Origin of the sequence: Ruoffia tabacinasalis, from assembly GCF_005864045.1 — a bacterium.
In the GTDB taxonomy this organism is placed as follows: Bacteria; Bacillota; Bacilli; order Lactobacillales; family Aerococcaceae; genus Ruoffia; species Ruoffia tabacinasalis.
Genome location: NZ_VBSP01000040.1, coordinates 1 through 21,744 on the forward strand (window position 1 = coordinate 1; position 21,744 = coordinate 21,744).

The following is a 21,744-nucleotide window of genomic DNA, read 5'->3' on the forward strand; positions in this document are numbered from 1 at the left end:
CTTCTAAATTTAAGGTAATATTTAATTGAGCCATAATAATCTTCCTTTCAATGTTTGTCTGTCAACTACATTGTACCAAAGAGATTATTATGGTTTTTTACTTTTACACAATTATATGGGCTTTATCCAAACCGCTACTCCATTTGGCTTGAGTTCACACAACTCAGGACGAACCACAATAATATTGGTCGTAGGTTGAATTTTACCCAGTTTTCTTCACTTCTCTACTCTACTTCTTCCTTTTTGCGTGTACTTGCAATTAAACCTACCCCAGATAACACAGCTAAAGCTGTGGCAGAGAAGATAGCGTATTGTTTATCCTCACCCGTTGCTGGTAATAAGCCCACACTACTTTGATCTACATCAGTATTTTCAAGGTCAATCGATCTTTCTTCGTCCACTCCCCCTTCGGTCTCTTCTTCTGTATCATCCGATCCACCTGGTTGTTGAGTTTCATCTTCTGGAATTTCATTCTCGTCTGATTCACTTGGGTCCTCATCAGGTTCAGTCGGTGTTTCAGGCGGTTCCGGATTCTCTGGATTTCCCGGGGTTTCTGGTATTTCATTTTCCCCAGGTACTTCCGGAGTTTCGCCATCACCACCACCTTCGACAGGTCCGCCGTCTGCGGCGTAACGAATAATCGTGGCTGTTAGCGGTGATAATGTAATTGATCCGTCATTTAAAACAACACCTTCTGGGTTTAGAATGGCTTCTGTTCCTGCAGTAAGCCCATCAACGATGACTTCACCAGTTCCAATGACTTCAAAGCCTTCTGGGAAGGTGAATTCACGGTCTGACTCGTCTGAGTTAATGAAAACTGCATATCGATTTCCTTGTGAATCTGTGACTTCATACGCCACAACTAAATCTGCGCCACTCATTTCAGGAGCATTAATAAAGCGAATATTTTCCTCAACTTCTTCTTGGGTACCCCAACGGAATCCATCTACCGCGCGTCTTAAGTGAATTAATCCTTTGGTATATGCTTGCGTCTGAGTATGAATTGGATACATTTCCTCATTTAAAGCCATATTCCAATTTAATTTATTAATCATATCCGTCGCATCATAAGAATCATGCACAAAATACGGATATTCAAACGGATTGCCATCTTCATCCACCAAATATGTCGTCTTGTAAGGAGCCTCATCGACTGTCGTTATATAGTCTTCATGACGGAATTGTTTCGTTCTACCAAACTCTTGACCTGCATGTATAAACGCCGTTCCTTGTGACGTTAGAATCATTAAGTTACCCAGGCGAATTCTTTGATGAATCTCTTGCGCGTATTTTGCGGGATCTTTCTTAATCGACTGAGCGATTACATCATGCAATGTTAAATTATCATGCGCCGCAATATACTGTATAATATCTCCTGAATCATCCGCATTCACATTGCTAGGAAGCCCAATAATATTATTAAACATGTCTTCCAGAACTTGCGCGCCTCTGGTTAAGAATTTTGGTTGCCCTTCACTACCAAAACCAGACTTCAGCATATTGCGAATTTCATCCGAGAATACCGCCACACCGTCTGTTTGATTCATCCAAGATTGGTCCGCGGGTTGCCGTGAGTCGTCCTCATCACCTGTAAAGGTAATCCAACCTTCTCCTAACATGAGAATATTCGGATTCAATTTAGCCGCTTTGTCATAAGCCATTTGAACTGCTTCTGCGTCATGGTCTCCCATCATATCAAAGCGGAAACCGTCGACTTTAAATTCATCGACCCAATATTTTATCGAATCCACTAATACCCTGCGGGACATATGATGCGTCGTTCCTAAACGACCCCCTCCGAAGGATTCACGCGGTGTGCCGTCTTTATCCATAAAATGATAATAGTTCGGCTCTAAGTCTTCAAATAAGGATGTACGTGCTGTATGATTAAAAACGACATCCAAAATAACACCCATATCGCGTTTATGAATTTCATTGACTAAGTTTTTAAACTCAGCAATTCTTTGTTCCGGATCTTGCGGATTTTCGGAATACATCCCCGTTAAAGCAAAGTAACTTTGCGGGTCGTAACCCCAGTTATAGTTATTTTCCGAAGCCGACCAATCTAATTCGCGCTTCCCGTTTTCAAATTCATTCGCATAGAAATAGCTCATGACTGGCAATAATTGAATATGCGTCACACCTAGATCCTGCAAGTAATCTAAACGCTCAACAAAAGAACTAAAGGTTCCAAATTGACTCGTTAATTCCTCTGAAATACTAGGGTCAGATGTAAAGTCGCGCACATGGACTTCATATATAATCGCATCTTCACGCTTCGTATAACCAGGGATATTTGCATAATCTAATTCTGGCCCAATCGTTGATGGATCAACAATCGCTGCTTTAGCAACATGTGCACCAGGTTCTAAATTATTCCAAGCTGCCAAGGATTTCGCATAAGGATCCAATGCTAATACCGACTCGCCATCACGCGTGATTTCGTAGTGATAGTAGTAACCTTGATGGCTGCCTAACCCTGTCGCGTCTTCATCTAATAATAAATTCCACACGCCAGTATCATTTCTTGCCATATCGTATGTTCCAAGAACTTCATCTTGATTGTTCTTGTCGTATAACACAACCCGGATCGCTTCAGCTGTTGGTGCCCATAAGTTCATCTCAACGGTTCCATCTTCATACAGTTGTGAACCTAAATCACCATCATAGGCATAAAGATCGTCCATTAAACGCCATGATGAACGAACCGTTGTTGAATTCTCACCATATGAAACCGTATATTGACCAGATGTGCCACTAAAATCTCCAGATATAATAACCTGATTCGTTTCTTCATCAATCTCAATATTTTCCAGTGGAATGACATTTCCGTCACTATCTGTTAATGTAAATAGCTCCGAAGGATTTCCATCCATAATGGCACTTACAGAAGAAAGCGAAACAATAATTTGATCTTTCGCAACCATTTCCGCATCAGTTAGACGTTCCTCACCCGCTGCATAAGGCGATGTGTGAACAGTCGGATCCAAATCGCGTAAGAATACTTGACTATCTTCAGCGCGGTCTGAGAAAGTCATGTCTCCAGATTGTTCGCCGGTTAATTTATTTACTAATAAAAATTGAATACTGCTATCTAAACCATTAGATAGATGGACATCAACGTAGCGACCAAACGGCCCTTCGTTCACAAAATCAAACGCACCGTCTGGCCAACTAGCAAGATCTTCACTCGCTTCGTCAACCTCACCCCAAATCCATAAGCCCCAACCTTCGTAGTCGCCGTCTTCTCTCTCATAGTTAATGCGGATTAGACTGTCATTTTCTAGAGGTTCGTACAGATGTTGTTCATACTCTTCATTAATCCAAACTTGGTTCATATCCGAATGAGCTATTTGAACTGCCTGGTCCTCAGTCACATTGTTACCCGTCACTGTATTGATTAAGTAGTTAATAATTTGCGCGTTATCTTTTACCGCAACATCTAAGTAATAGCCATATTCCGATTCAAGAAACTCAGATAAATTTGTCGCCCCGTTGGGCCAACCACCTAATTGATCACTCGGTGTTTCAACATCTCCCCACATCCAAAGCCCCATTGAGCTCGGGTCACCTTCAGGTAATTCATCAAAATGTAAACGGAAGTCACCTTCCGCAATTTCTGGTAAAGTAGCAACGCTTAAAGTTGAAACGGTTTCAGATTCCTCAGTCAACGTTTCTTCGACCGATTCTTCAGACTCAGCTATTTCTTCTGTACTTTCCTCAATCGGACTTTCTTCAGAAGGTTCCTCTTCTACAATACCTTCCTCGACTGGCGCTTCGGTCAAGTCTTCAACCGGCGCCTCGACTTGAGGCAGTTCCTCAACTGCCTCATCGGAAACTAGTTCGACTGTGCTTTCAACAACAAGCTCCTCCGCATTGACTTGTAGTAAAGTATTGTGACTGACTAAAATACCTGCCGTCATAGCTACCGACACAACGCCAACTTTTAATTTCTTCAGTCCAAACTTGTGAACCTTTTGACCGCTCTTCTCCATCAACAGCTTTTTATTTCGATGACTAACCATTCATCTGCCTCCTATTTGTATTGAAATCGTTTTCTGCAAACGTTTTACTAAATTATATATAATTATGACTACTAATACAATATATTTATTTTAAAAGCTTATTTTAATCGCATTTTATATTTATGCTTTAAGACATTTTTAATGCAATCGTTTGTCTAAATGTGGGTGCCAAAACTAATATCCTTAGATATGATGTCTATACTACTCTGCAATTCAAATTAGAAAAGCACGCCGATGCAATAGCGGCAGCTGGTTTCGCAGTGGAACCGAAATTTCAGCGGCTTAGCAAATTACTACGTTGTAATATTGGACGAGGAAAAATCACGCTAGTTCAAACGGACATGAGTTTCAATGAAAAAGACACGACTGTAATTCCCTTAACAGAGGTCAATTCAATTAAAGTTCTGGAACACTCATAAAAAAGTGGTCATTAACACGAAAAAAAAGAAACACAATCTCAATTTAAAGCGATGGCAATCTCAAACAGAGTTGAACAAAAGAAAGTCGTTGAATGGCTTGCGGTTGCGGTATAGAAATGAATAGCACCCCCTATAAGTTAACTAAAGCAGCTAGCTTATGGGGCTTTTTCTTTATTTGCGTAACTTAAGACAAACCGCACATCCATTTGGCTTGAGTTCGACCAACTCAGGACAAACCGCACATCCATTTGGCTTGAGTTCACACAACTCAGGACAAATCGCACATCCATTTGGCTTGAGTTCACACAACTCAGGACAAACCGCACACCCATTTGGCTTGAGTTCGACCAACTCAGGACAAACCGCTACTCCATTTGGCTTGAGTTCACACAACTCAGGACAAACCGTTACTCCATTTGGCTTGAGTTCACACAACTCAGGACAAACCGCACATCCATTTGGCTTGAGTTCGACCAACTCAGGACAAACCGCACATCCATTTGGCTTGAGTTCGACCAACTCAGGACAAACCGCACATCCATTTGGCTTGAGTTCGAGCAACTCAGGACAAATCGCAAGTCCATTTGGCTTGAGTTCCGCTCTAAATAACAAAAAAGCTTGGAAACCGAGTTTCCTCAGCTTCCAAGCTCCATTTTTATTAATAACTATAACTAATTATTTTTATTCTACACTAGATTCTTCTGACTCTACAGACTCTTCAACAGATTCTTCTGCTTCATCGGCCGATTCTTCAGCTGACTCTTCAGATTCCTCTTGCTCAGGACTTTCGATGACAGATCCAGCTAGAGCGTCAATAACCACTTCTTCACTCATCATCGCTTCTGGTTCTTCAACTTCTACTGTCCAGATAGGACCTTCTTCTTGATCTTCTTCAGGTTGTAAGAAATCCCAGAAATCTGACGCATCTGCTTTTAGATTCCAATTGATTGCTTCTCCGTTTTCAACTTCACCTAAAGCTAATTCAGTTGCTGCATCGATTGTAATGACGCTTTCCATATCTAATGTTGGGCGTTCTTCTTCAGTCGGTGCTTCTTCTGAAGTTGCTGACTCATCTTCTGCAGCGTCTTCAACAACAGAGTCGTCTGATAATTCAGCTTCGTCTTCATTTTCAACGATATCCGCTTCATCAGCCACATCGCCGTCCATCATATCATCGGCAGCTGATTCGTTTGTTGCTTCATCAGCAGCATCGTCACCATCTAAGAAGCCGAATAAACCTTCGTTAAAGCCACTTTCTGTAACTTCACCGTCTTGCCATACAACTTCTAATTCAATATCTTCTTCAGCATTGATTGCATTTACCGTAATATCGTAACTTTGCTCGTCACGGTCGTATGCTACATCAATTTCTTCAATCTCTGCGTCTGGATACTCTGCCTCTAACATCGTTACAGCTTCTTCAAGACCCATTTGAACATCACTTGCTTCAACATCTGCTGCTTCTTCTTCCATAGCAGACTCTTCAGCAACTTCAGATGTTTCTTCTTCAGTTGTCTCAACGACTTCACTAGTTTCTTCTTCGCTACTTACATCCTCAGCATAGGCAAGAGGTGCTACACTTACTAATAACGAAGCACTTAAACCAACTAACAACATTTGACGTAATGATTTTTTCATAATTAATCCTCCTCAGGAATGACCTTTGAAACATTTCGTCTGACATAACCCTATTATATAAAAACGCTCTCTATATGTAAAATAATTGAACTCAGAAAAGAAAACATTTTTATAGAAACCTCTAGTTTACCTATTAAGACAATATTTCACATAAAACATTTTACATTAATATTTCTATATATTTAATACTAATAAACGCTTTTGTTGCTACAACTTACTTTAAGGTTTAAAATCAAACTAACAAAGAAAGGGGTATTAAAATGGTTCAAACATTTAAATTAGATGATAGTGAGCAAGCAAAATTTCTCATTTTCCATTCCGACTCCCATCAAGATGAACAGGACTATGTCGATCAATTCAACTTACCTAATGACGTCTTTGCTCTCGATGATATTTCTGCAGTCGCACCCAGGTTTGAAGAAATTCCTCAACAAGATGCGGACAATTCACTCATTGTTGTTTTATCCAACGTCACGAGTCGCAACAATGATGTACCTGTCGAAGACCGACACGAAACACTGACCTTTATTTTGCAAGATAATACACTCCTCCTTTTTTTTAAAGGAAGGTTCGACATTCGACCAAAATTTATTACATCAGTACAAGGACAAATTTGATAGCATTGCAAGTATCTTAGTCTATGCGGGGATTTTGATGTATTCTAATTTGCACGATGAATTGCAACAACAAAAAGCAGCCATCGATGATTTAAATAACAAAGCCAAAAATTCTACGAGTGGAGATGTCCTTCGAAAAGTAGCTGATACAGAACGGAATCTCGTTATTTTAGAACACACGATTGAAACCTTGGATGAGACGGTATCAGAGTTATTAGCAACTGAAACATTCACTAACAAACTTGACAACTCAGCACTAGAGTACGACCTTAAGTGGTACAACCGGCAAGTCATAAAGCTTGTCCACGTTTACCGTGACTTATTAGATAGTGTCAGCAGTTTATTTTCAGATCTTGTCAGCGACAACTTAAATAAATTAATGAAATTCTTAAACTCGCTCTCACTTGTTCTCGCTTCGGCCAGTTTAATTTCCGAGTTTTGGGGAATTAACGCCGGAGGCTTACCAGGAGAAAATTCTGATTACGGAACACTTGGAGTCCTCATTTTGGTTGTTATCTCAACTGCTTCAATGGCTATCTTCTTAAAGAAAAAAGATTACTTTTAAACGTCAAACACACCCATGAATCATTTCACGGGTGTGTGTTTGCGTTATTAATAATCAATATCGAATGAAGTATAAATGAACAAACTCTTACCCGCTTCGACACTTTCGCCAATGACATCTTTAATTTCTTTATGTTGAGAAGCAGTTATTTTATGCGCGTCGGCTAAGAATCGGTAATATTTCTTCAACGAAGTCCCCATCTGTTGCACGCCTGTTTGCGACTGAACAATCCCTTTATCAACGATATAACCATTCAAGAATAGAGTTAAAAAGTCAAGTTCGTTTAAGTCAGGTTGATAACTTCGATATACTAGTAATTCTTGCACATATAGATTTGCATTATCGTTATGCCGTTTTACAACTTTGTCACTCAGCTCTAGCTCTTCTTTTAAATAAATGCCAAAAGCAGCGATCGCTTCATTAGTATTAGCCTTAAACGACGCATCAACGAATTCCGTCTCTTCTTCTTTAAACTCATTGTCTACAATATCTAAGTGATTTTCAAAAGCCATGCGAGTTGTTTCGTCTGCTGGTTTGTAATCATTCGACGAGAAGATATGGTCATTCAAAGCCGCCATTATTCTAACTTGAGGAACTCGCTCCCAATCTAAAGGAAAATACTCTAGTAAATAAATATAGTTATTCACAATACTTGAAATCGTTCGGTTATGATTTTTGTTTACTTTAATACTTCGAGCATTTTCAAAATAACGGCGGATTTTTCCTTTTGGAATACCAAGCATTTGAAAAGCCAGTTGAATGCCATCTTGAATATGGGCATCTAATTGTTTCTTCTCCGTCGCATTGATATCCGCTAAAACGACCGGTAAAAAGGTTAAATCATTGACTAAAAACAAAACCTTTTTACGATTTACTGTAACATAATTAGCATGCCAAGAATAAAATGGATTTGTTTTTGAGAAATGTTTGGCACTTTTTTCATTGTCTACTTTCTCAATGTGCGAAAACAAAGGTAATGTTTTTTTCGTTGGATTCATTACTAACATAATATCTCCCCTCTCTTAATTCCACATTTTTTATTCATTAAAATACAAATTCTTCTCCAAATAATCATTCGGATATTTCTTCAACAACCGCTTAAAGAACTGACGTAATTGACGCGAAGTTATTTCATTTGCTTGATACCTTGCGATATTTTTTTGATACGTCGCTGTCTCTTTGCTCGTTGCTTGCTTATTGAAGTAACCCCAAATATGTTGTGCTGCATTCACTTCTGCGCCCACATTCTCTGGCGCCACCTCAGCTTCTTCCAACAGTTCAATGAACAGCAGAAAATTAACATGTTGCTTATCTTTTAAAACATCCCGTATCTTCTGATAGATCCCAGTAGACTTAGCTAGGACAGAATACTTCCGCTTCGCCCACAATTTCTCCGCAGCAGACACATCTTGGTCCAAGTATACTTGAATCTTTTCAGCAGACCGGTTCTTATCTTTAACTTCTAACATAATATCGAGAGGATACATATCAGGAAGTTGCTTTAGAAAAGCGACAAAAGGTTTGATCGCTATCGTTTGGGAATGGGCACCGGCTTTTTTTCCAGGCGCTTGTTGACTGTAATGAATTTTTTGACGACCATCAGCTGGCTGCCAAGTTCGACCGGAAGCTTGAATATAGTCACTCAATGGAGTGTCATCAAGTGGAAGACGCACTTCATGATGCAAATTATCAAAAATAACGGGTAATCCGGTCTGCTCACTAATAGAAAGAACATCATGAATACTATATAAACGCTCATCGTTTTCAATGACTAAGTGCCCGCGCACGCGTTTAGATAACTGATTGGCTTGGTCAATAAAGCGTGCCATTGCGGCTTCTTTATCACCATACACCCCACCAATATGGATAATGATTTTGTTCGTCTGATTGCCTCCAAGTAGTTCTAACAATTCCGAATGGTACTCCAAGTCGTCAATCGCTCGTTGGACCACATTCATATCCATGGAATTCAAGACCGTATACTGTCCTGGATGCATCGAAATTCGTAACTGAGTTGATTGTACTTTGTCTTTAATACGATTGAACGTTGATTCAAAATACTCTTTCCAATCCAGGTCCACACCCTCTTTAGGCTTCGTCGCAAACGGAATTAAATCACTCGATAGACGTAGTAAACCGATCCCGTGATTAACTGTATAAGTAATCATCTCTTCCAATGTCGCCAGATTCCATTCAATTAATTCAATCCATTTCTCATTGGTTAAATTATCAAACCGGCACGTCTTGAATCCTTGGCTAATATCGGGATTCAAACACGCGTAACCAATTCTTACATCTTGATTCATAAGTGACTCCTTTGTCTTTTGATTTATCATACTAAAAATAAAAAGAAAGATGGCATAAAATGCTCTCTTTCTTTCGATTTAACCTATTTGTTATTATCTGTATCTAAGCGCAACTCGCCGTCTTCCATGTAATAAACTTTATCACAATGCTTGATTAAACGCTCATCATGGGTAACCATAATCGTTGCTTTTTTCTGTTCCTTTGTTTGTTTGGCCAATATTTCAACCACTTCAAACGCACGACTCGAGTCCAAACTAGCTGTTGGCTCATCGGCTAAAATCACTGACGGATCATGGAACAAGGCACGCGCAATCGCTACACGTTGGCGTTCTCCACCTGAAAGGTCGCTCGGATATTTATCCCGTAAGTCCGTAATATCTAATTGTTCTAATAAGGAATCCACTCGATCTTTTTCGAATGCCTTTTTTTCGATTTTATTCACAAGACGCAACTGATCCTCAACTGTTAGGAAAGGTATTAAGTTAGATGCTTGTAAGATAAAGCCGATTTCTTTAAAGCGTAGCTTCGTTCTTTTCTTATCATTCTCTTCACTGAACTTGTTGCCATTAATCAAGACTTCCCCTTTACTAGGCGCTTGAAGGCCTCCAATAATCGTTAGAAATGTACTCTTACCTGAACCACTTGGTCCGATAATCGCAACAAATTCTCCCTCTTCAACCGAAAAGTTCGTATCTTTTAAGGCTGTAATCTCTTTACGTCCATCATCGAATGTTTTGGACACATTTTTTACTTCAATTGCTTTCTTCATAGAACCCCTCCTATCCAATTGCTTCTAGCGGATCGATTTTGGCTACCGTTCTTACTGAGAAGAACGCGCCTAATAAGGCAAACAAGACAATTAATACGGTTATAATTAAGATAAAGTACATATTAAAGGCAAATGGCACCGTACTCGGTAACACCATCGCTGTCCCCATTGTAAGCACCAAGCCAATGGCTACACCAATGACTGATAAGATAAATGTCTGGCTCACAACAGATGTCGCAATGTACTTGGTTGAAATCCCTTGGGCTTTCATCACACCAAACATGCTTGATTTTTGAACCGTCAACACATACATGAAGATTCCAATCACAACAGCCGCAATAATAATTAAGAAAATAATCATTAAACCAAACGTCAATACTTGGGCTGTGTATCCAGGGATTTCTTCAATATATTCAGAGATTGTTGACAGCTCTAAGTCTTCATTATCCAACTCGACACTATCTAAATCATCATCACGAATAATAAAGGCACTCACACGCCCTTCATCCGAATCATCAATTGCTTCGAACCGCACGTCTTGGTATGTTGAAATAGTTGTGTATAGTACTGGAGCGACATTGAATTTCGCGTTGTCGGTAAAACCAACGACTTCAACTTGCTCATCATTTCCCGCAAGATTTAAAACGTCACCAATTTCAATACCAAACTCTTCGTGGATACTAATATCTGCCACAACTTGAAAGTCTTCTTGAAACATCTCACCTTCAACAATATTTGGTGCAATAAATTGCTCTGAATCAATTCCGAAGAATGTCACTGAAATTTTATTCTCTTCTTGTTCAGCTTCAGTCTGATTATCGCGACTTACAACACTTGCAGTTTGTCCTAGAACGGCTATCTCGTCAGCTTCAATATCATTGATTAAACCTTGTGGCATCATTGACATATTAATATTTGAATTGGCTTCGTCTGCCAATACAATTGCTTGTGCTTCCCATTTATCCACGCTTGTTCGGTTATCTTGAGCCAAACCGAAGGCTAAGCCAGTTAAAAAATAAACTAAATAACTCACTAATACTAATACACCGACGATTAATGAAAAACGCGTCTTGGCGTGTTTAATTTCTTTCCAAGCTAAAAACATATCTTCACCTCTAATTTTATACTTAACTTATCACGTGATAAGTATATCAGTCAATTTTTTCATATGCAAGATATTTTTTGGTATTCACCTAGTAAATTCAACAATTCGATGTATAATATTAAAGAAGGAAGGAGCGAGTATATTGACCTCTAAAGAGATTTCAACAAGACAAATGATTATAGATACTGCCCGTAAAAAATTTATGACCGACGGTTACAAGGCAACTTCAACGCGTCACATCGCAAAAGAAGTAGGGATTACACAGCCGAATCTCTATCATCATTTTCGAAATAAAGAGACTTTATACATTTCCGTCCTAGAACAACTCGGAGATGAAGTGAATATTCAGCTGAATTATATTGCCCATAACAGTCATTTATCATTACAAGAGCGTCTCAACCGTATGACCCGCTACCTCCAAGATAACGATCCCGTCGATATCTATACAATGATGAAAGATATGGAATCTGATTTATCTGATGAGAGTAAGACCAAATTGTACACTATCTTCTTAAATGGCTACAAACAACCTTTTGTAGATTTGTTTAAGGAAAATTTGACGAAGCTACGTCCGGACCATACTGCTGAGGAAATCGCTTCGCATTATTTTATAGTGATTGCCCCTTACATCAGCCCAGACATGCAACGTTATCAATTCGTCTCGATAGAAAGTATTGTCGATTTATTTTTACATGGAATTAAAATTTAAAAAAAGAGAAGCGCCTGGATAGATTCCAAGTGCTATTTTTTTTAATTTAATGCATCAAATTTCGCTTTCATTGTTGGGTTCTTTCGAACTAATTTCTTAACCGTTAAGTCATCCGCTTTGTTATTGGCTAATCGCAAGTTGTTTTCGGAAGAGACTAAGGCATCTTTTGTTTTTTGCAGATGCCTAATCGTCTTATCAATTTCATCAATCGCTGTTTTGAACTTTCGACTTGCCAGGTCATAATTTCTAGCGAATGCCGACTTGAATGTATCGAGATCCTCTTCAAAATTTGTTATATCGATATTTTGTTCACGCATCAAAGCTACTTCTTGCTTGTACTCTAGCGAATTCATCGCTGAGTTTCGAAGGAGTGTAATAATCGGGATAAAAAATTGTGGACGAATCACATACATCTTCTCATATTCATACTACACATCCACAATCCCATTATTATATAATTCGTTATCTGATTCCAACATTGACACTAGAATCGCATATTCGCACTTTTTGTCATTTCTATTTTTATTGAGTTGTGTAAAGAAATGCTCATTCTTTTTCTTAGTCGCCGTCTCATCGCCTTCATTTTTCATCTCAAACATAATAGAGATAATTTCATTGCCGTGCTCATCGTACTCACGATAAATGTAGTCGCCCTTACTTCCGGATTTAATATCGTTATCCTTACCAAACTCTGCGTTTTTGAAAGCTGTCATTCGAAGGCGGTTAAACTCAATTTCACAATGCTGTTCTAAAGTTTCACCAACCATTTTAGTCGATTGCTTCGCCTTAAAATCTTTATAAAATGCAATTGTCTCGTCTTTTAATTTCATTTCTGTTTCGTATTTTTCCTTAACTGAGTTTAACTCTAATTCCCGTTCCTTTTCCTGAAGCGTCATCTTAGACTCTAACTCCATCAGCGCTTTTTCTTTAGCTGCATTGCTTTCTGACAATTCAAGTTTCTTCTCATTTTCAATCGCTTGAATTCGCGCATTCAACTCAGTCAATTCTCTATCTTTTGCCGCTAAAGCTTGTTGTAGTTCGAGTTCTTTGTCTTTTTCTAGCGAAGCGGTTTTATTCTCCAAATCAGCGATAACTTTATCTTTTTCTGTAATTTGCTTGTCAAAGGAATTCTTCGTCTTTTCCTCAATTAGAGCTAAATTACTCTTATGTTGGGCGTTGATCTGCTCGAGTTTTTCATGAATCTCTTCATTAAATTCTTTTGTTCGAACTTGGGCTAAAATATCTGCATACCCCGCTTCGTCAATCGTAAATAGTGTCCCGCAGTGTGGACATTTAATTTCATTCATCAAAATACCTCCTGTAATTCTAACTGATTGTTATACCATTATACTAAAATTTAAGATGCGGTGGGAACTCGAGTCAAACCACAAGTCCACTTGGCTTGAGTTGACTGAACTAGAGACAAACCGAAATCCATTTGGCTTGAGTTGACCGAACTAGAGACAAACCGCAACTCCATTTGGCTTGAGTTGACCCAACTTAGGACAAACCGCAACTCCATTTGGCTTAAGTTGACCGAACTTAGGACAAACCGCAACTCCATTTGGCTTGAGTTGAGCTAACTGAGGACAAACCGCAACTCCATTTGGCTTGAGTTGAGCTAACTTAGGACAAACCGCAACTCCATTTGGCTTGAGTTGAGCTAACTCAGGACAAACCGTAACTCCATTTGGCTTGAGTTGAGCTAACTTAGGACAAACCCCAATTCCATTTGGCTCAAGACGACCCACTATCTCATATTTGAATATCATAATACAAGCTGCTCGTCGCACCAATTATCTTATATCGACTTGTTAGGGCTCTAGAAATTGTTCGTTCGCTGATTAACTTACCACAAAACTCATAAATATTACGTCGTGTCAGCATTTCCGGGTGGTCGTAATACAAGTAGCGTAATTGATAAGCGGTTCGCAGTGCTGCTTCGTGCTTATGTTCGGTTGTTAAGCAGCTACGACACTTTATGCTTTTATACTTAGATTGCGTCTCAAAACTTCCGCATGCTTTACAAGTAATACCTTTTCGCAATTCAGCAAAAGATTCAAGGGGCAATGATTTCGGTACAAAAGGCGACGTTGCTTGATGTTTTTTCAAAACTCGAGACACACGATCGAACTTTTGGTTCGATAGGGGGTAATCATTTCTTTCGCGAAACTTTCGTATAAATCGTTGCAATTGATTACGCATAACAATGTCGAATTCATTACCATTGTCCAATCGCACATCACTATGCTCATTAATAAACACCATCGCGCCAACTACTTTTATCTCTGAGCTCACTTCGGCAGCAATGTGGCGAATCCGATTCAACCGATGATTCATTTTAGCAACTTGATCGTCACTCATCAGACGCCCGTTAATATAACATTCTCTATCCTTATACTCAAAAAGACCATGATAATTTTTCACTTCTATAACAAGCCACTCTTGTTCAGAAATCACTAACATATCCGCTTCCATGAGCTTGCCGTGATTAAACCAATAATTCGAAACATAATGCCAATGCTCACTACCGTACTTTTTGAACCACTCCATTTGCTCATTCTCTCCTCGAAAGCCCTGCTCTAAATTATAAAACTCTTTCTCCATCTCTTTACTTAAAAGTGCTTCACGAGTTCCACAAATTAATAACTGTTCCAACTTTTTACTCATTTAAAATTTTCACCTCCATATATAGATACGTAAAAAACACTGAATTCCATTTTTATTTTTTTAAAAAAGTTAAATAAAATAAGCCACTTAAAAAGCAGCCTTTAAAAACCTAATAATAATGTTAAAAAAATATCCTATAAATATAATAATTTTATAGCAATATCTGAGTCACTAGAGTATTATATAATTATATTAAAAAATTGTAACTTGGATGTTTTTTTGTGAAAAATGCTAAAATAACAATCACATTTTCAGGTAAACTTTAAGTTAAATTAGAAGATACTGGCGGCTTAGTGAATGAAGAAATTAAAGACAGAGCCACGGAAGAAATTGCCAACGATATTAATTTTGTTATATTTATCATCTGTTAATTTATTTAAAATTTAACTTATTGCAATTTAATTATAATTAACAAATTTTAACTAAGGAGGATATAGTATGAGTATGGATCATGACGCATGCGCGAATTTACTTAAATCAATCAGTCATCCAATCAGGCTTTCACTCGTGAAGGTGTTATCTGACTGTGAAGAAATGAGTGTTGGCTCGATTCAAAAGGTCTTAGACTTACCGCAATCGACTGTCTCACAACAATTAATGAAATTAAAACAAGTAAATGCTGTATCAACACGCCGAGAAGGAACAAGAATTTACTACAAATTGATTGACCACCGTATAAAACAAATCATTGAAATACTATAATACTCGTCATTTATAGAATTCCTTTAGCGGTAACTGTGTGGTATTATGAATTAAAGTTTACTTATCAACTCAATAACCTATGGAGGGTATTATGACAAAATTTATTATTACGGCTGAAAGCGGATCTGATCTGCCGAAAGAGCTAGTTGAACGCTACGGTGTACGCATCATTCCTATGCACGTCACAATGGGAGATGAGACACGCCCGGATGGAACTTTCCCAGTTGAAGAAGTCTTTGATTTCTATGAAAAGACTGGCACACTGCCTAAGACTGCTGGAAGTACTCCTGACGACAATGCAAAATGCTTCCGTCAAATTTTTGAGGAATATCCTGATGCACATATTATTCATATTGCATATTCTGCAGTAACAACCGTCTCATTTAACGCAGCTAAAATTGCTGCGGAAGACTTTGAAAATATTCATCTCGTTGACAGCAAAAATGTGACGATTGGCCAAACTGCCATTATCAAAGCAACTGCTGAATATATTGAACATCATCCAGACGCAAGTCCTGAAGATGTCATTGCCTTTGTTGAAAATATTCGCGAACGTACGCGTTTTATATTTTTACCAAATACATTGTTATATCTAAAAGCCGGTGGACGCGTATCAAACTTAGCTTTTCATGGTGCTGCACTTCTTAATATTCACCCAACCATTGTCATCGAAGATGGTTACTTAGTGTCAGGAAAAAAATACCGCGGTAACTTTGACCGTTGCATTAAAAAAATGATCGCTGATTTCTTTAACATTTATAACATTGATCCAGAAACAGTGATGGTCTGTGGCTCACCGGGTGTGACTGATGAAAATAAGGATTTAGTGTACAGTCTGTTAAGCCAACACAATGCGAATACAGATCAATGGTTTGACACTGGAGCAGTTATCTCAAGTCATGGTGGACCTGGTGCGATTGGTCTTCTAGGAATTGAAAGAGAATAATTACGAAAACAAAACCCACTCAGCCGAGTGGGTTTTATTAGTCTAATTCAAAAAAATCATTCTCAACAAGTTCATTTAATTCATCAATATAAAATTCATCGACAACAATCGCGTCACCTTCAACTACAACTACCTGATCTTCAAAAGCATCATATAAAAATTGATTCACGGCATGAATAAAGGCATTGAGTAACGTCCCATTTTCTCGACAAGTTTCTGTCACTTCAGTCACGCTGAGTGATGTTTCCTTTACAAGTCGTTTCACAAATTCTTTGTAAGTTTGATTTCCATCTACAGGTTGGTCCTTAGCTTCAGTCACTTCACTCACTTCGACTTCAACTTGCTCTTCTTCGAAGTCATCTTCTCCAACAAAATCACTAATCATGTTCACGACTGTAGATAAGTCTTTTTGTGAATCGGATATTTTTGTTGGATTTAATCGGATAACTTTAGGTTGTTTCTTCGTTGCGACTTCGATTAGTGAAGCATTGTGAGCCATAATTGCTTCAAATACCGCCTTACGGAAGCGACGGCTAAGATTGTCCTCATCGGCCTCAACTTTAATCTGACGCATTTTATGTTTTTTCCGAATCGTATTTTCTGCTATTTTTAATAAGGATGACATGAAGCGATGATATTTATTCTCAGCAGATGGGTTTAAAGGACGCTTCACAATACGGTAAATAAACCGATTGCGTTTATCACTGCGCGTAGGTCCCTCTTCCCATTTGTCAGAAGTAATAATTTCCCAATAGTATAAATAGAGGGAAACAATCTCATCTTTATCCTCACCTAGCCAAGGTTTTGTTGCCCTTGGTGTGGTTGATTGCATAATATTTAATTGCACTTGGGTCATGTCGTTTTCCTCACGGTACTTCCCGTCCATGTCCCACCACACTTCTTCTGTCCCGTATTCAGTCAATCCAAACAACTGTCGAAATTCAGGACTTGCAGGTGGTAAGTCTATTAAAAATTGCTCCATGACAGCACCGATGACATTTAAATCCGATGGCTCAAAGGCTTGTTCAAGTAAATAAGTATCGTAACTTGAATAGGTGTCATAACTAGGTAGGTAATGATAAATAATATGTGTGCGTAAATACTTAAACAAGGCTTGGAACAGGTAATTGTTATCAAAGGCATAGGTCGTTGACCGTCGCATAAATTTCCTTAAGTTTTTTCGTCTCTTAACAAAGCAGTGTTCTAACGCTTTCATGACTTCCAAATATAAAGAAGTCACAAGGTCTTGAAACTCACTCGAATAAACTAACTCATCATAATAACGGTCGACTTCAACAAATTCTAGCCAATCAATCCCTTTATCAATTGGTTTCGCAAATTGGATTTTCTCCGGGATCTCATCAGTTACATCAATAATATCTTCAACATTATTACTCTTCCAATTTTTAATGGCGTCATAACGAATGAATTTCATCGAACACCCTCCTTTCAAAATTATTCTATCTCACTAAGATAAGCAAAAACAGTCATCAAGTCCAGTTGGTTTTCAATCACATAATCGATCATTAAAGAACGTGGGACTAGCTGTTGGTATTTTAAATGATTTGTTTCACCTAAGAGTAAGGAATCTTCACGGTCAAAGAAATCATAAAATTGCTGATAAGTCACAAGTGTATCGCGAATTTCTTGCATTGTCCGGTCCAAATCTTTCCCCATTAACGTGGTCGCATGTAGGTCGTTTATTCGAACGCGCTGGCCGGTAAACAATTCAATCATGTAAGCCAGCGTCCGGTTTGCTTTCGAACCTAGAAAAGTGACTAACCACGGGTCTCCTTGATCCGTTAATTGATAATAAAAACCATCTCGGTAGACGATCTTATCTGCAAGATGGTTTAACGTCGAACGGATTTCACCGCTGTAACGAGATTGGTCGTCCCGGTAAAGTATCTCTCGCATTCTTTGTCTCACGATATTGGACACATCTTGCCGATCCCGTGATTCAAAGTAAGCTTCCCCGACTTTCGCAGGCATGACATGAACTTGTTTCTGTTCAAATTCAATGCCCAAAATTCGCCAGACTTTCCCACTTAATAAAATATTGTCCCCAGGTCTTAAGCCTGGTTCTATGGCAATCGTTCCAATATGTTGCAACTGGTGATAGACTCTTAGTTCAGGTTCTGTAAAGAATTGCGTATAAAACTCAGCCATTCGAAGTAGAGGCTGCGCTTCATACCCAGAAATCAATTCAAAGTTATCGAGCAACTCTAAATATTCTTTGGACAGCATACTGTCAATTAATTCATTGATTTCCTCTTCCGTAATCTTTTCCCAAACTTTCCCACGTCTTAATTCGGTCAATAAATTAGGTCGCGTTAGCCCATTATGTTCAATGACTAGAGAAATAATTTGATGTGCTAAGACGTCATAAGGTTTATTCACGGCAGGTGTGTTATCCAGTTGCCCTTCCTCTAACAATTCAATTGTCGCTAAGCCTTGAAGTAAACTCCAAGGTTCATTGGCTATAAAGCGCAGTTTATTCACACCCGTTCGCCGTCCACTTCGCCCAATTCTTTGAGAAAGGGTGGACACATTGGGTGGCGCCCCGTATTGAACCACACTATCAACGGAACCAATATCAATTCCCAATTCTAAAGTAGATGTACAAGTGATTGTAAATTTACGTCCGCGACTTTCTTTTGCGAATTCTTCAGCGAATAATCGCGTTTGTTTAGGTAAAGAGGCATGATGAACAAAATACGAACTAAAATTCTGCATATCCGTCTCTGCTCTTTGATTTAAATTAGACCCGATCTTCTCAACTTTATTACGACTATTTGGGAAAACTAACATCGACTCCTTCAAAGAAGCTTGATAAATCACATCCATCTCTTGTTTGAAAGAATGCATATCCCCTTTTGCTTTCGGAAAATAAAACACTTGGTGCTCCTTTTCATTCGCACCTCTATCAACAATGATACTCGTCTCGCGTTGATTTTGAAAAAAGCTCTTCAAATTAATGTAATCATCTTGATTAAGTGTGGCAGAAAGACCTATACAACGTGGTTCTCTTTGTGTATAAGTTGCTAAACGATTTAATAAAGATTGCAATTGGATGCCTCGGTTCTCACCTAAAAAGCTATGGATTTCATCAATAATAATCCAATCTGTTTCGGAGAATAATGTCCGAGCCTCATGTGGTCGTCCAACGAGCATTGCTTCAATGGACTCCGGCGTAATTAACACGATACCATTCGGTTTCTTCAGTAATTTCTTCTTCTTGGACGAATTGGCTTCGCCATGCCAACTCGTAACGGTAATACCCATCTCACTACACAAAGACATCAAGCGTTTGAATTGGTCGTTAATTAGAGCTATGAGAGGTGAGATATACACTATTCGAACGCCCGTATCCCAATCTTCAATACTATTCATCGCAGGTAAGAAGGCCGCTTCAGTCTTTCCTGAAGCCGTCGGTGCAGCAATCACAAAGTTATTTGGACTTTCTTGGGCAAAGGTAATCGCTTTTTTCTGAATAGGTCGCAATTCTTGCCAGCCACTTTGATAAATATACTCTCTTAGTGAGCGGTTCAAACGTGAGAAAGCATCCATATTAAATTACCTCGATGATATCGTCATGATCGTCTTCATCTTTTTCTACTGGTGCGCTTAACTCACCAAATTTACTCTCAAGCGCCTCTGAAGCTTTCACTCCTGGGTTTTGACGCATGATCGCGAGTATTTCCATAAAATCTTTGATGACAGCCCGCGGTGTTAAAAATTCTGCAGCACCTGGTCGGTTTAATTGGGCCTCCATATAACGAATAATTTCTGCTTCAGGAAAATCTATTTCTATACCGTAATTCACTTGATACACATTGAGTAAGTTTGCTAATAACGTATATATTTCCTCATTCGTTAGAGGTTTCAAAGCCAAAGCTGTTCGGTCTGTATTGATATATTCAGAATCTAAACTTTCTTCTAATCCGAGTCTTCCTTGAAGAGCTCCGTAACTCGCCATTCCACGGCGTTGGTCGTAAACCGTCTTACGAGTCGCTCCGAAGTTTACAAATAATCCCCGTGCCACATCTGATTTACACTCATTATATATATTTAACACACGCTCGTAATTGCGTTCTCTAGAAATTCCATTCGCTAATTTATATAAATTAACCGCTTCATCGAAATTCACCACAAAGCCACTGTAACCAATATCTAAGAATAACTCAGCCATTGTTTTCAGAGCGTCATACCAATTATCATCTTTAATAATTTGGTTAATCCCAAGCTCTTTTTTACTTTCAGTGACTGTGCGAATATCTCCTCGTAACCAGCGTATTGCTTGAACCGTTAGCTGGCGTTGATTGTTAATTAGGCCGTGATAGTATTTGATTAAAGCTTGGCCTAATTCGTAAGATAAGCCGACAGATTTGAAAGAGGTAGTAATATCCAGAATGGTATTTTCAACATCAGTCGCATACTTCGGATCCATCATATCAGCTTGACTGATGCCTTTCCCTACTCCAACCTTTTGAAAAACAGTCATCAGCCACTCCTCGATAATTGTGTTTAAAACATTACCGGATTGCGCTGTTTTAGTAACTAAATTATTCATAATTTCTTTATATAAGGCGACGGCACTACCATCACTCGCATATAATCGACGGTTCGGTGTTAAATCAACCGTTGAACTCACAAAGTTTTTTTGTTGAGCTAAATTTTGAATGGTTTGTAGCATGAAACTTTTCCCGCTACCAAAATCTCCAACCCAAATTCGCAAATCACTATTTCCTTCTGAAACAGATTCTAAGATACGAATAACTTCTTCCACTTCGTTACGTCGGCCCACTAATAGATGCTCAATCCCTCTTGTTGGAACGACACCTGCCTCCAAAGCTTTAATAATATTATCTGCGTCTTTACGTCTAACTTTCACCGCCATTAAATACACTCCCTTTTAAAAACTATACGCCCCGATTATAGCATAACACAAGGCTTAAACCAAACATTTGTTCTGTATTTGTAAGCGGATTTTTTCGGATGGAACTGGAGACAAACCAATGGTTCATTTGGCTTGAGTTGGGGTAACTCAGGACAAACCGCTCGGTCATGTGGCTTGAGTTAGGGTAACTCAGGACAAACCGATCGGCCATTTGGCTTGAGTTGGGGTAACTCAGGACAAACCGCTGTCAAGTCCATAATCTTGTGTAAAAGTCTCAATGTAGTTATATCATCTGGTCATCATGCACATTACACTTGTAAGAATGTCCGAGCGTTATTTTCCCAATTTTCGTGGAAATCAATTAATATCGAA

The 21,744-nt window shown here is 38.8% G+C and carries 17 protein-coding genes and 1 pseudogene; 5 read left to right on the forward strand and 13 right to left on the reverse strand.

The genetic code is table 11. The annotated features are described in order from the left end of the window. Positions 1-224: 224 nt before the first annotated feature. From FEZ33_RS09550 to FEZ33_RS09555, 3 genes are all read right to left on the reverse strand, one after another. Positions 225-4,025, reverse strand: coding sequence for a pullulanase (locus tag FEZ33_RS09550; protein ID WP_138405160.1), 3,801 nt, complete (start codon positions 4,023-4,025; stop codon positions 225-227). A 590-nt stretch (positions 4,026-4,615) separates the two neighbouring features. Beyond that, entirely contained in the window at positions 4,616-5,056 is a 441-nt protein-coding gene (locus tag FEZ33_RS12490; protein WP_171031355.1) for a hypothetical protein, read from the reverse strand. A gap of 69 nt (positions 5,057-5,125) precedes the next feature. Then, entirely contained in the window at positions 5,126-6,082 is a 957-nt protein-coding gene (locus tag FEZ33_RS09555; protein ID WP_138405161.1) for a hypothetical protein, read from the reverse strand. A 260-nt stretch (positions 6,083-6,342) separates the two neighbouring features. Here FEZ33_RS09555 and FEZ33_RS09560 point away from each other — a divergent pair, with 260 nt between their 5' ends. Continuing rightward, the gene (locus tag FEZ33_RS09560; protein ID WP_138405162.1) at positions 6,343-6,699 is read left to right on the forward strand and encodes a hypothetical protein; all 357 of its coding nucleotides are present in this window, start codon (positions 6,343-6,345) and stop codon (positions 6,697-6,699) included. Positions 6,700-6,736: 37 nt separating this feature from the next. Further along, positions 6,737-7,264, forward strand: coding sequence for a CorA family divalent cation transporter (locus tag FEZ33_RS09565; RefSeq protein ID WP_235888814.1), 528 nt, complete (start codon positions 6,737-6,739; stop codon positions 7,262-7,264). A gap of 47 nt (positions 7,265-7,311) precedes the next feature. On the opposite strand, the gene FEZ33_RS09570 is transcribed toward FEZ33_RS09565, so the two are convergent. The 4 genes from FEZ33_RS09570 to FEZ33_RS09585 form a co-directional block, all read right to left on the reverse strand. Further along, entirely contained in the window at positions 7,312-8,271 is a 960-nt protein-coding gene (locus tag FEZ33_RS09570; RefSeq protein ID WP_138405164.1) for a DUF6933 domain-containing protein, read from the reverse strand. 30 nt (positions 8,272-8,301) lie between these two features. Next, positions 8,302-9,570, reverse strand: coding sequence for a UV DNA damage repair endonuclease UvsE (gene uvsE, locus FEZ33_RS09575; protein WP_138405165.1), 1,269 nt, complete (start codon positions 9,568-9,570; stop codon positions 8,302-8,304). Positions 9,571-9,653: 83 nt separating this feature from the next. Next, positions 9,654-10,340, reverse strand: a complete 687-nt coding sequence (locus FEZ33_RS09580) for an ABC transporter ATP-binding protein (protein ID WP_138405166.1) — start codon at positions 10,338-10,340, stop codon at positions 9,654-9,656. 10 nt (positions 10,341-10,350) lie between these two features. After that, the gene (locus FEZ33_RS09585; RefSeq protein ID WP_138405167.1) at positions 10,351-11,445 is read right to left on the reverse strand and encodes an ABC transporter permease; all 1,095 of its coding nucleotides are present in this window, start codon (positions 11,443-11,445) and stop codon (positions 10,351-10,353) included. 142 nt (positions 11,446-11,587) lie between these two features. On the opposite strand from FEZ33_RS09585, the gene FEZ33_RS09590 reads away from it, so the two are divergent. Continuing rightward, positions 11,588-12,154 (forward strand): TetR/AcrR family transcriptional regulator, encoded by a 567-nt coding sequence (locus tag FEZ33_RS09590; protein ID WP_138405168.1) that lies wholly within the window; start codon positions 11,588-11,590, stop codon positions 12,152-12,154. A gap of 41 nt (positions 12,155-12,195) precedes the next feature. Here FEZ33_RS09590 and FEZ33_RS09595 read toward each other — a convergent pair. The 3 genes and pseudogenes from FEZ33_RS09595 to FEZ33_RS09605 all read right to left on the reverse strand — a co-directional run bounded on the left by FEZ33_RS09595 (position 12,196) and on the right by FEZ33_RS09605 (position 14,824). Beyond that, a pseudogene (locus FEZ33_RS09595) lies at positions 12,196-13,461 on the reverse strand (DUF2130 domain-containing protein). Between the two features lie 150 nt (positions 13,462-13,611). Next, on the reverse strand, positions 13,612-13,926 hold the full coding sequence (locus tag FEZ33_RS09600; protein WP_171031356.1) for a hypothetical protein: 315 nt from the start codon (positions 13,924-13,926) through the stop codon (positions 13,612-13,614). After that, positions 13,910-14,824, reverse strand: coding sequence for a nuclease-related domain-containing protein (locus FEZ33_RS09605; protein ID WP_138405170.1), 915 nt, complete (start codon positions 14,822-14,824; stop codon positions 13,910-13,912). Before FEZ33_RS09605 ends, FEZ33_RS09600 begins: the two co-directional genes overlap by 17 nt. Before the next feature lie 438 nt (positions 14,825-15,262). Between FEZ33_RS09605 and FEZ33_RS09610 the strand changes: the two genes are divergently transcribed. Both FEZ33_RS09610 and FEZ33_RS09615 read left to right on the forward strand, forming a co-directional pair. Then, on the forward strand, positions 15,263-15,526 hold the full coding sequence (locus FEZ33_RS09610; RefSeq protein ID WP_138405171.1) for an ArsR/SmtB family transcription factor: 264 nt from the start codon (positions 15,263-15,265) through the stop codon (positions 15,524-15,526). Positions 15,527-15,617: 91 nt separating this feature from the next. Continuing rightward, positions 15,618-16,472 (forward strand): DegV family protein, encoded by an 855-nt coding sequence (locus tag FEZ33_RS09615; protein ID WP_138405172.1) that lies wholly within the window; start codon positions 15,618-15,620, stop codon positions 16,470-16,472. Positions 16,473-16,509: 37 nt separating this feature from the next. Here the strand turns inward: FEZ33_RS09615 and FEZ33_RS09620 are convergent, their stop codons facing one another. The 3 genes from FEZ33_RS09620 to FEZ33_RS09630 are packed head-to-tail and all read right to left on the reverse strand — an operon-like array spanning position 16,510 to position 21,372. Then, positions 16,510-17,907 carry a tellurite resistance TerB C-terminal domain-containing protein gene (locus tag FEZ33_RS09620; protein ID WP_138405173.1) on the reverse strand — a complete coding sequence of 466 codons (1,398 nt, stop codon included), beginning with the start codon at positions 17,905-17,907 and terminating at the stop codon, positions 16,510-16,512. Positions 17,908-17,927: 20 nt separating this feature from the next. Then, on the reverse strand, positions 17,928-20,042 hold the full coding sequence (locus tag FEZ33_RS09625) for a DEAD/DEAH box helicase (RefSeq protein ID WP_138405174.1): 2,115 nt from the start codon (positions 20,040-20,042) through the stop codon (positions 17,928-17,930). Between the two features lies 1 nt (position 20,043). Then, the gene (locus tag FEZ33_RS09630; RefSeq protein WP_138405175.1) at positions 20,044-21,372 is read right to left on the reverse strand and encodes a BREX system ATP-binding domain-containing protein; all 1,329 of its coding nucleotides are present in this window, start codon (positions 21,370-21,372) and stop codon (positions 20,044-20,046) included. Positions 21,373-21,744: the final 372 nt, after the last annotated feature.

Bases quoted from the DNA above. Each gene is read 5' to 3' on its own strand.
- FEZ33_RS09550 (WP_138405160.1), bottom strand. From the start codon at position 4,025: ATGGTTAGTCATCGAAATAAAAAGCTGTTGATGGAGAAGAGCGGTCAA.
- FEZ33_RS09555 (WP_138405161.1), bottom strand. From the start codon at position 6,082: ATGAAAAAATCATTACGTCAAATGTTGTTAGTTGGTTTAAGTGCTTCG.
- FEZ33_RS09560 (WP_138405162.1), top strand. From the start codon at position 6,343: ATGGTTCAAACATTTAAATTAGATGATAGTGAGCAAGCAAAATTTCTC.
- FEZ33_RS09565 (WP_235888814.1), top strand. From the start codon at position 6,737: ATGTATTCTAATTTGCACGATGAATTGCAACAACAAAAAGCAGCCATC.
- FEZ33_RS09570 (WP_138405164.1), bottom strand. From the start codon at position 8,271: ATGTTAGTAATGAATCCAACGAAAAAAACATTACCTTTGTTTTCGCAC.
- uvsE (WP_138405165.1), bottom strand. From the start codon at position 9,570: ATGAATCAAGATGTAAGAATTGGTTACGCGTGTTTGAATCCCGATATT.
- FEZ33_RS09580 (WP_138405166.1), bottom strand. From the start codon at position 10,340: ATGAAGAAAGCAATTGAAGTAAAAAATGTGTCCAAAACATTCGATGAT.
- FEZ33_RS09585 (WP_138405167.1), bottom strand. From the start codon at position 11,445: ATGTTTTTAGCTTGGAAAGAAATTAAACACGCCAAGACGCGTTTTTCA.
- FEZ33_RS09600 (WP_171031356.1), bottom strand. From the start codon at position 13,926: ATGATATTCAAATATGAGATAGTGGGTCGTCTTGAGCCAAATGGAATT.
- FEZ33_RS09605 (WP_138405170.1), bottom strand. From the start codon at position 14,824: ATGAGTAAAAAGTTGGAACAGTTATTAATTTGTGGAACTCGTGAAGCA.
- FEZ33_RS09610 (WP_138405171.1), top strand. From the start codon at position 15,263: ATGAGTATGGATCATGACGCATGCGCGAATTTACTTAAATCAATCAGT.
- FEZ33_RS09615 (WP_138405172.1), top strand. From the start codon at position 15,618: ATGACAAAATTTATTATTACGGCTGAAAGCGGATCTGATCTGCCGAAA.
- FEZ33_RS09620 (WP_138405173.1), bottom strand. From the start codon at position 17,907: ATGAAATTCATTCGTTATGACGCCATTAAAAATTGGAAGAGTAATAAT.
- FEZ33_RS09625 (WP_138405174.1), bottom strand. From the start codon at position 20,042: ATGGATGCTTTCTCACGTTTGAACCGCTCACTAAGAGAGTATATTTAT.
- FEZ33_RS09630 (WP_138405175.1), bottom strand. From the start codon at position 21,372: ATGGCGGTGAAAGTTAGACGTAAAGACGCAGATAATATTATTAAAGCT.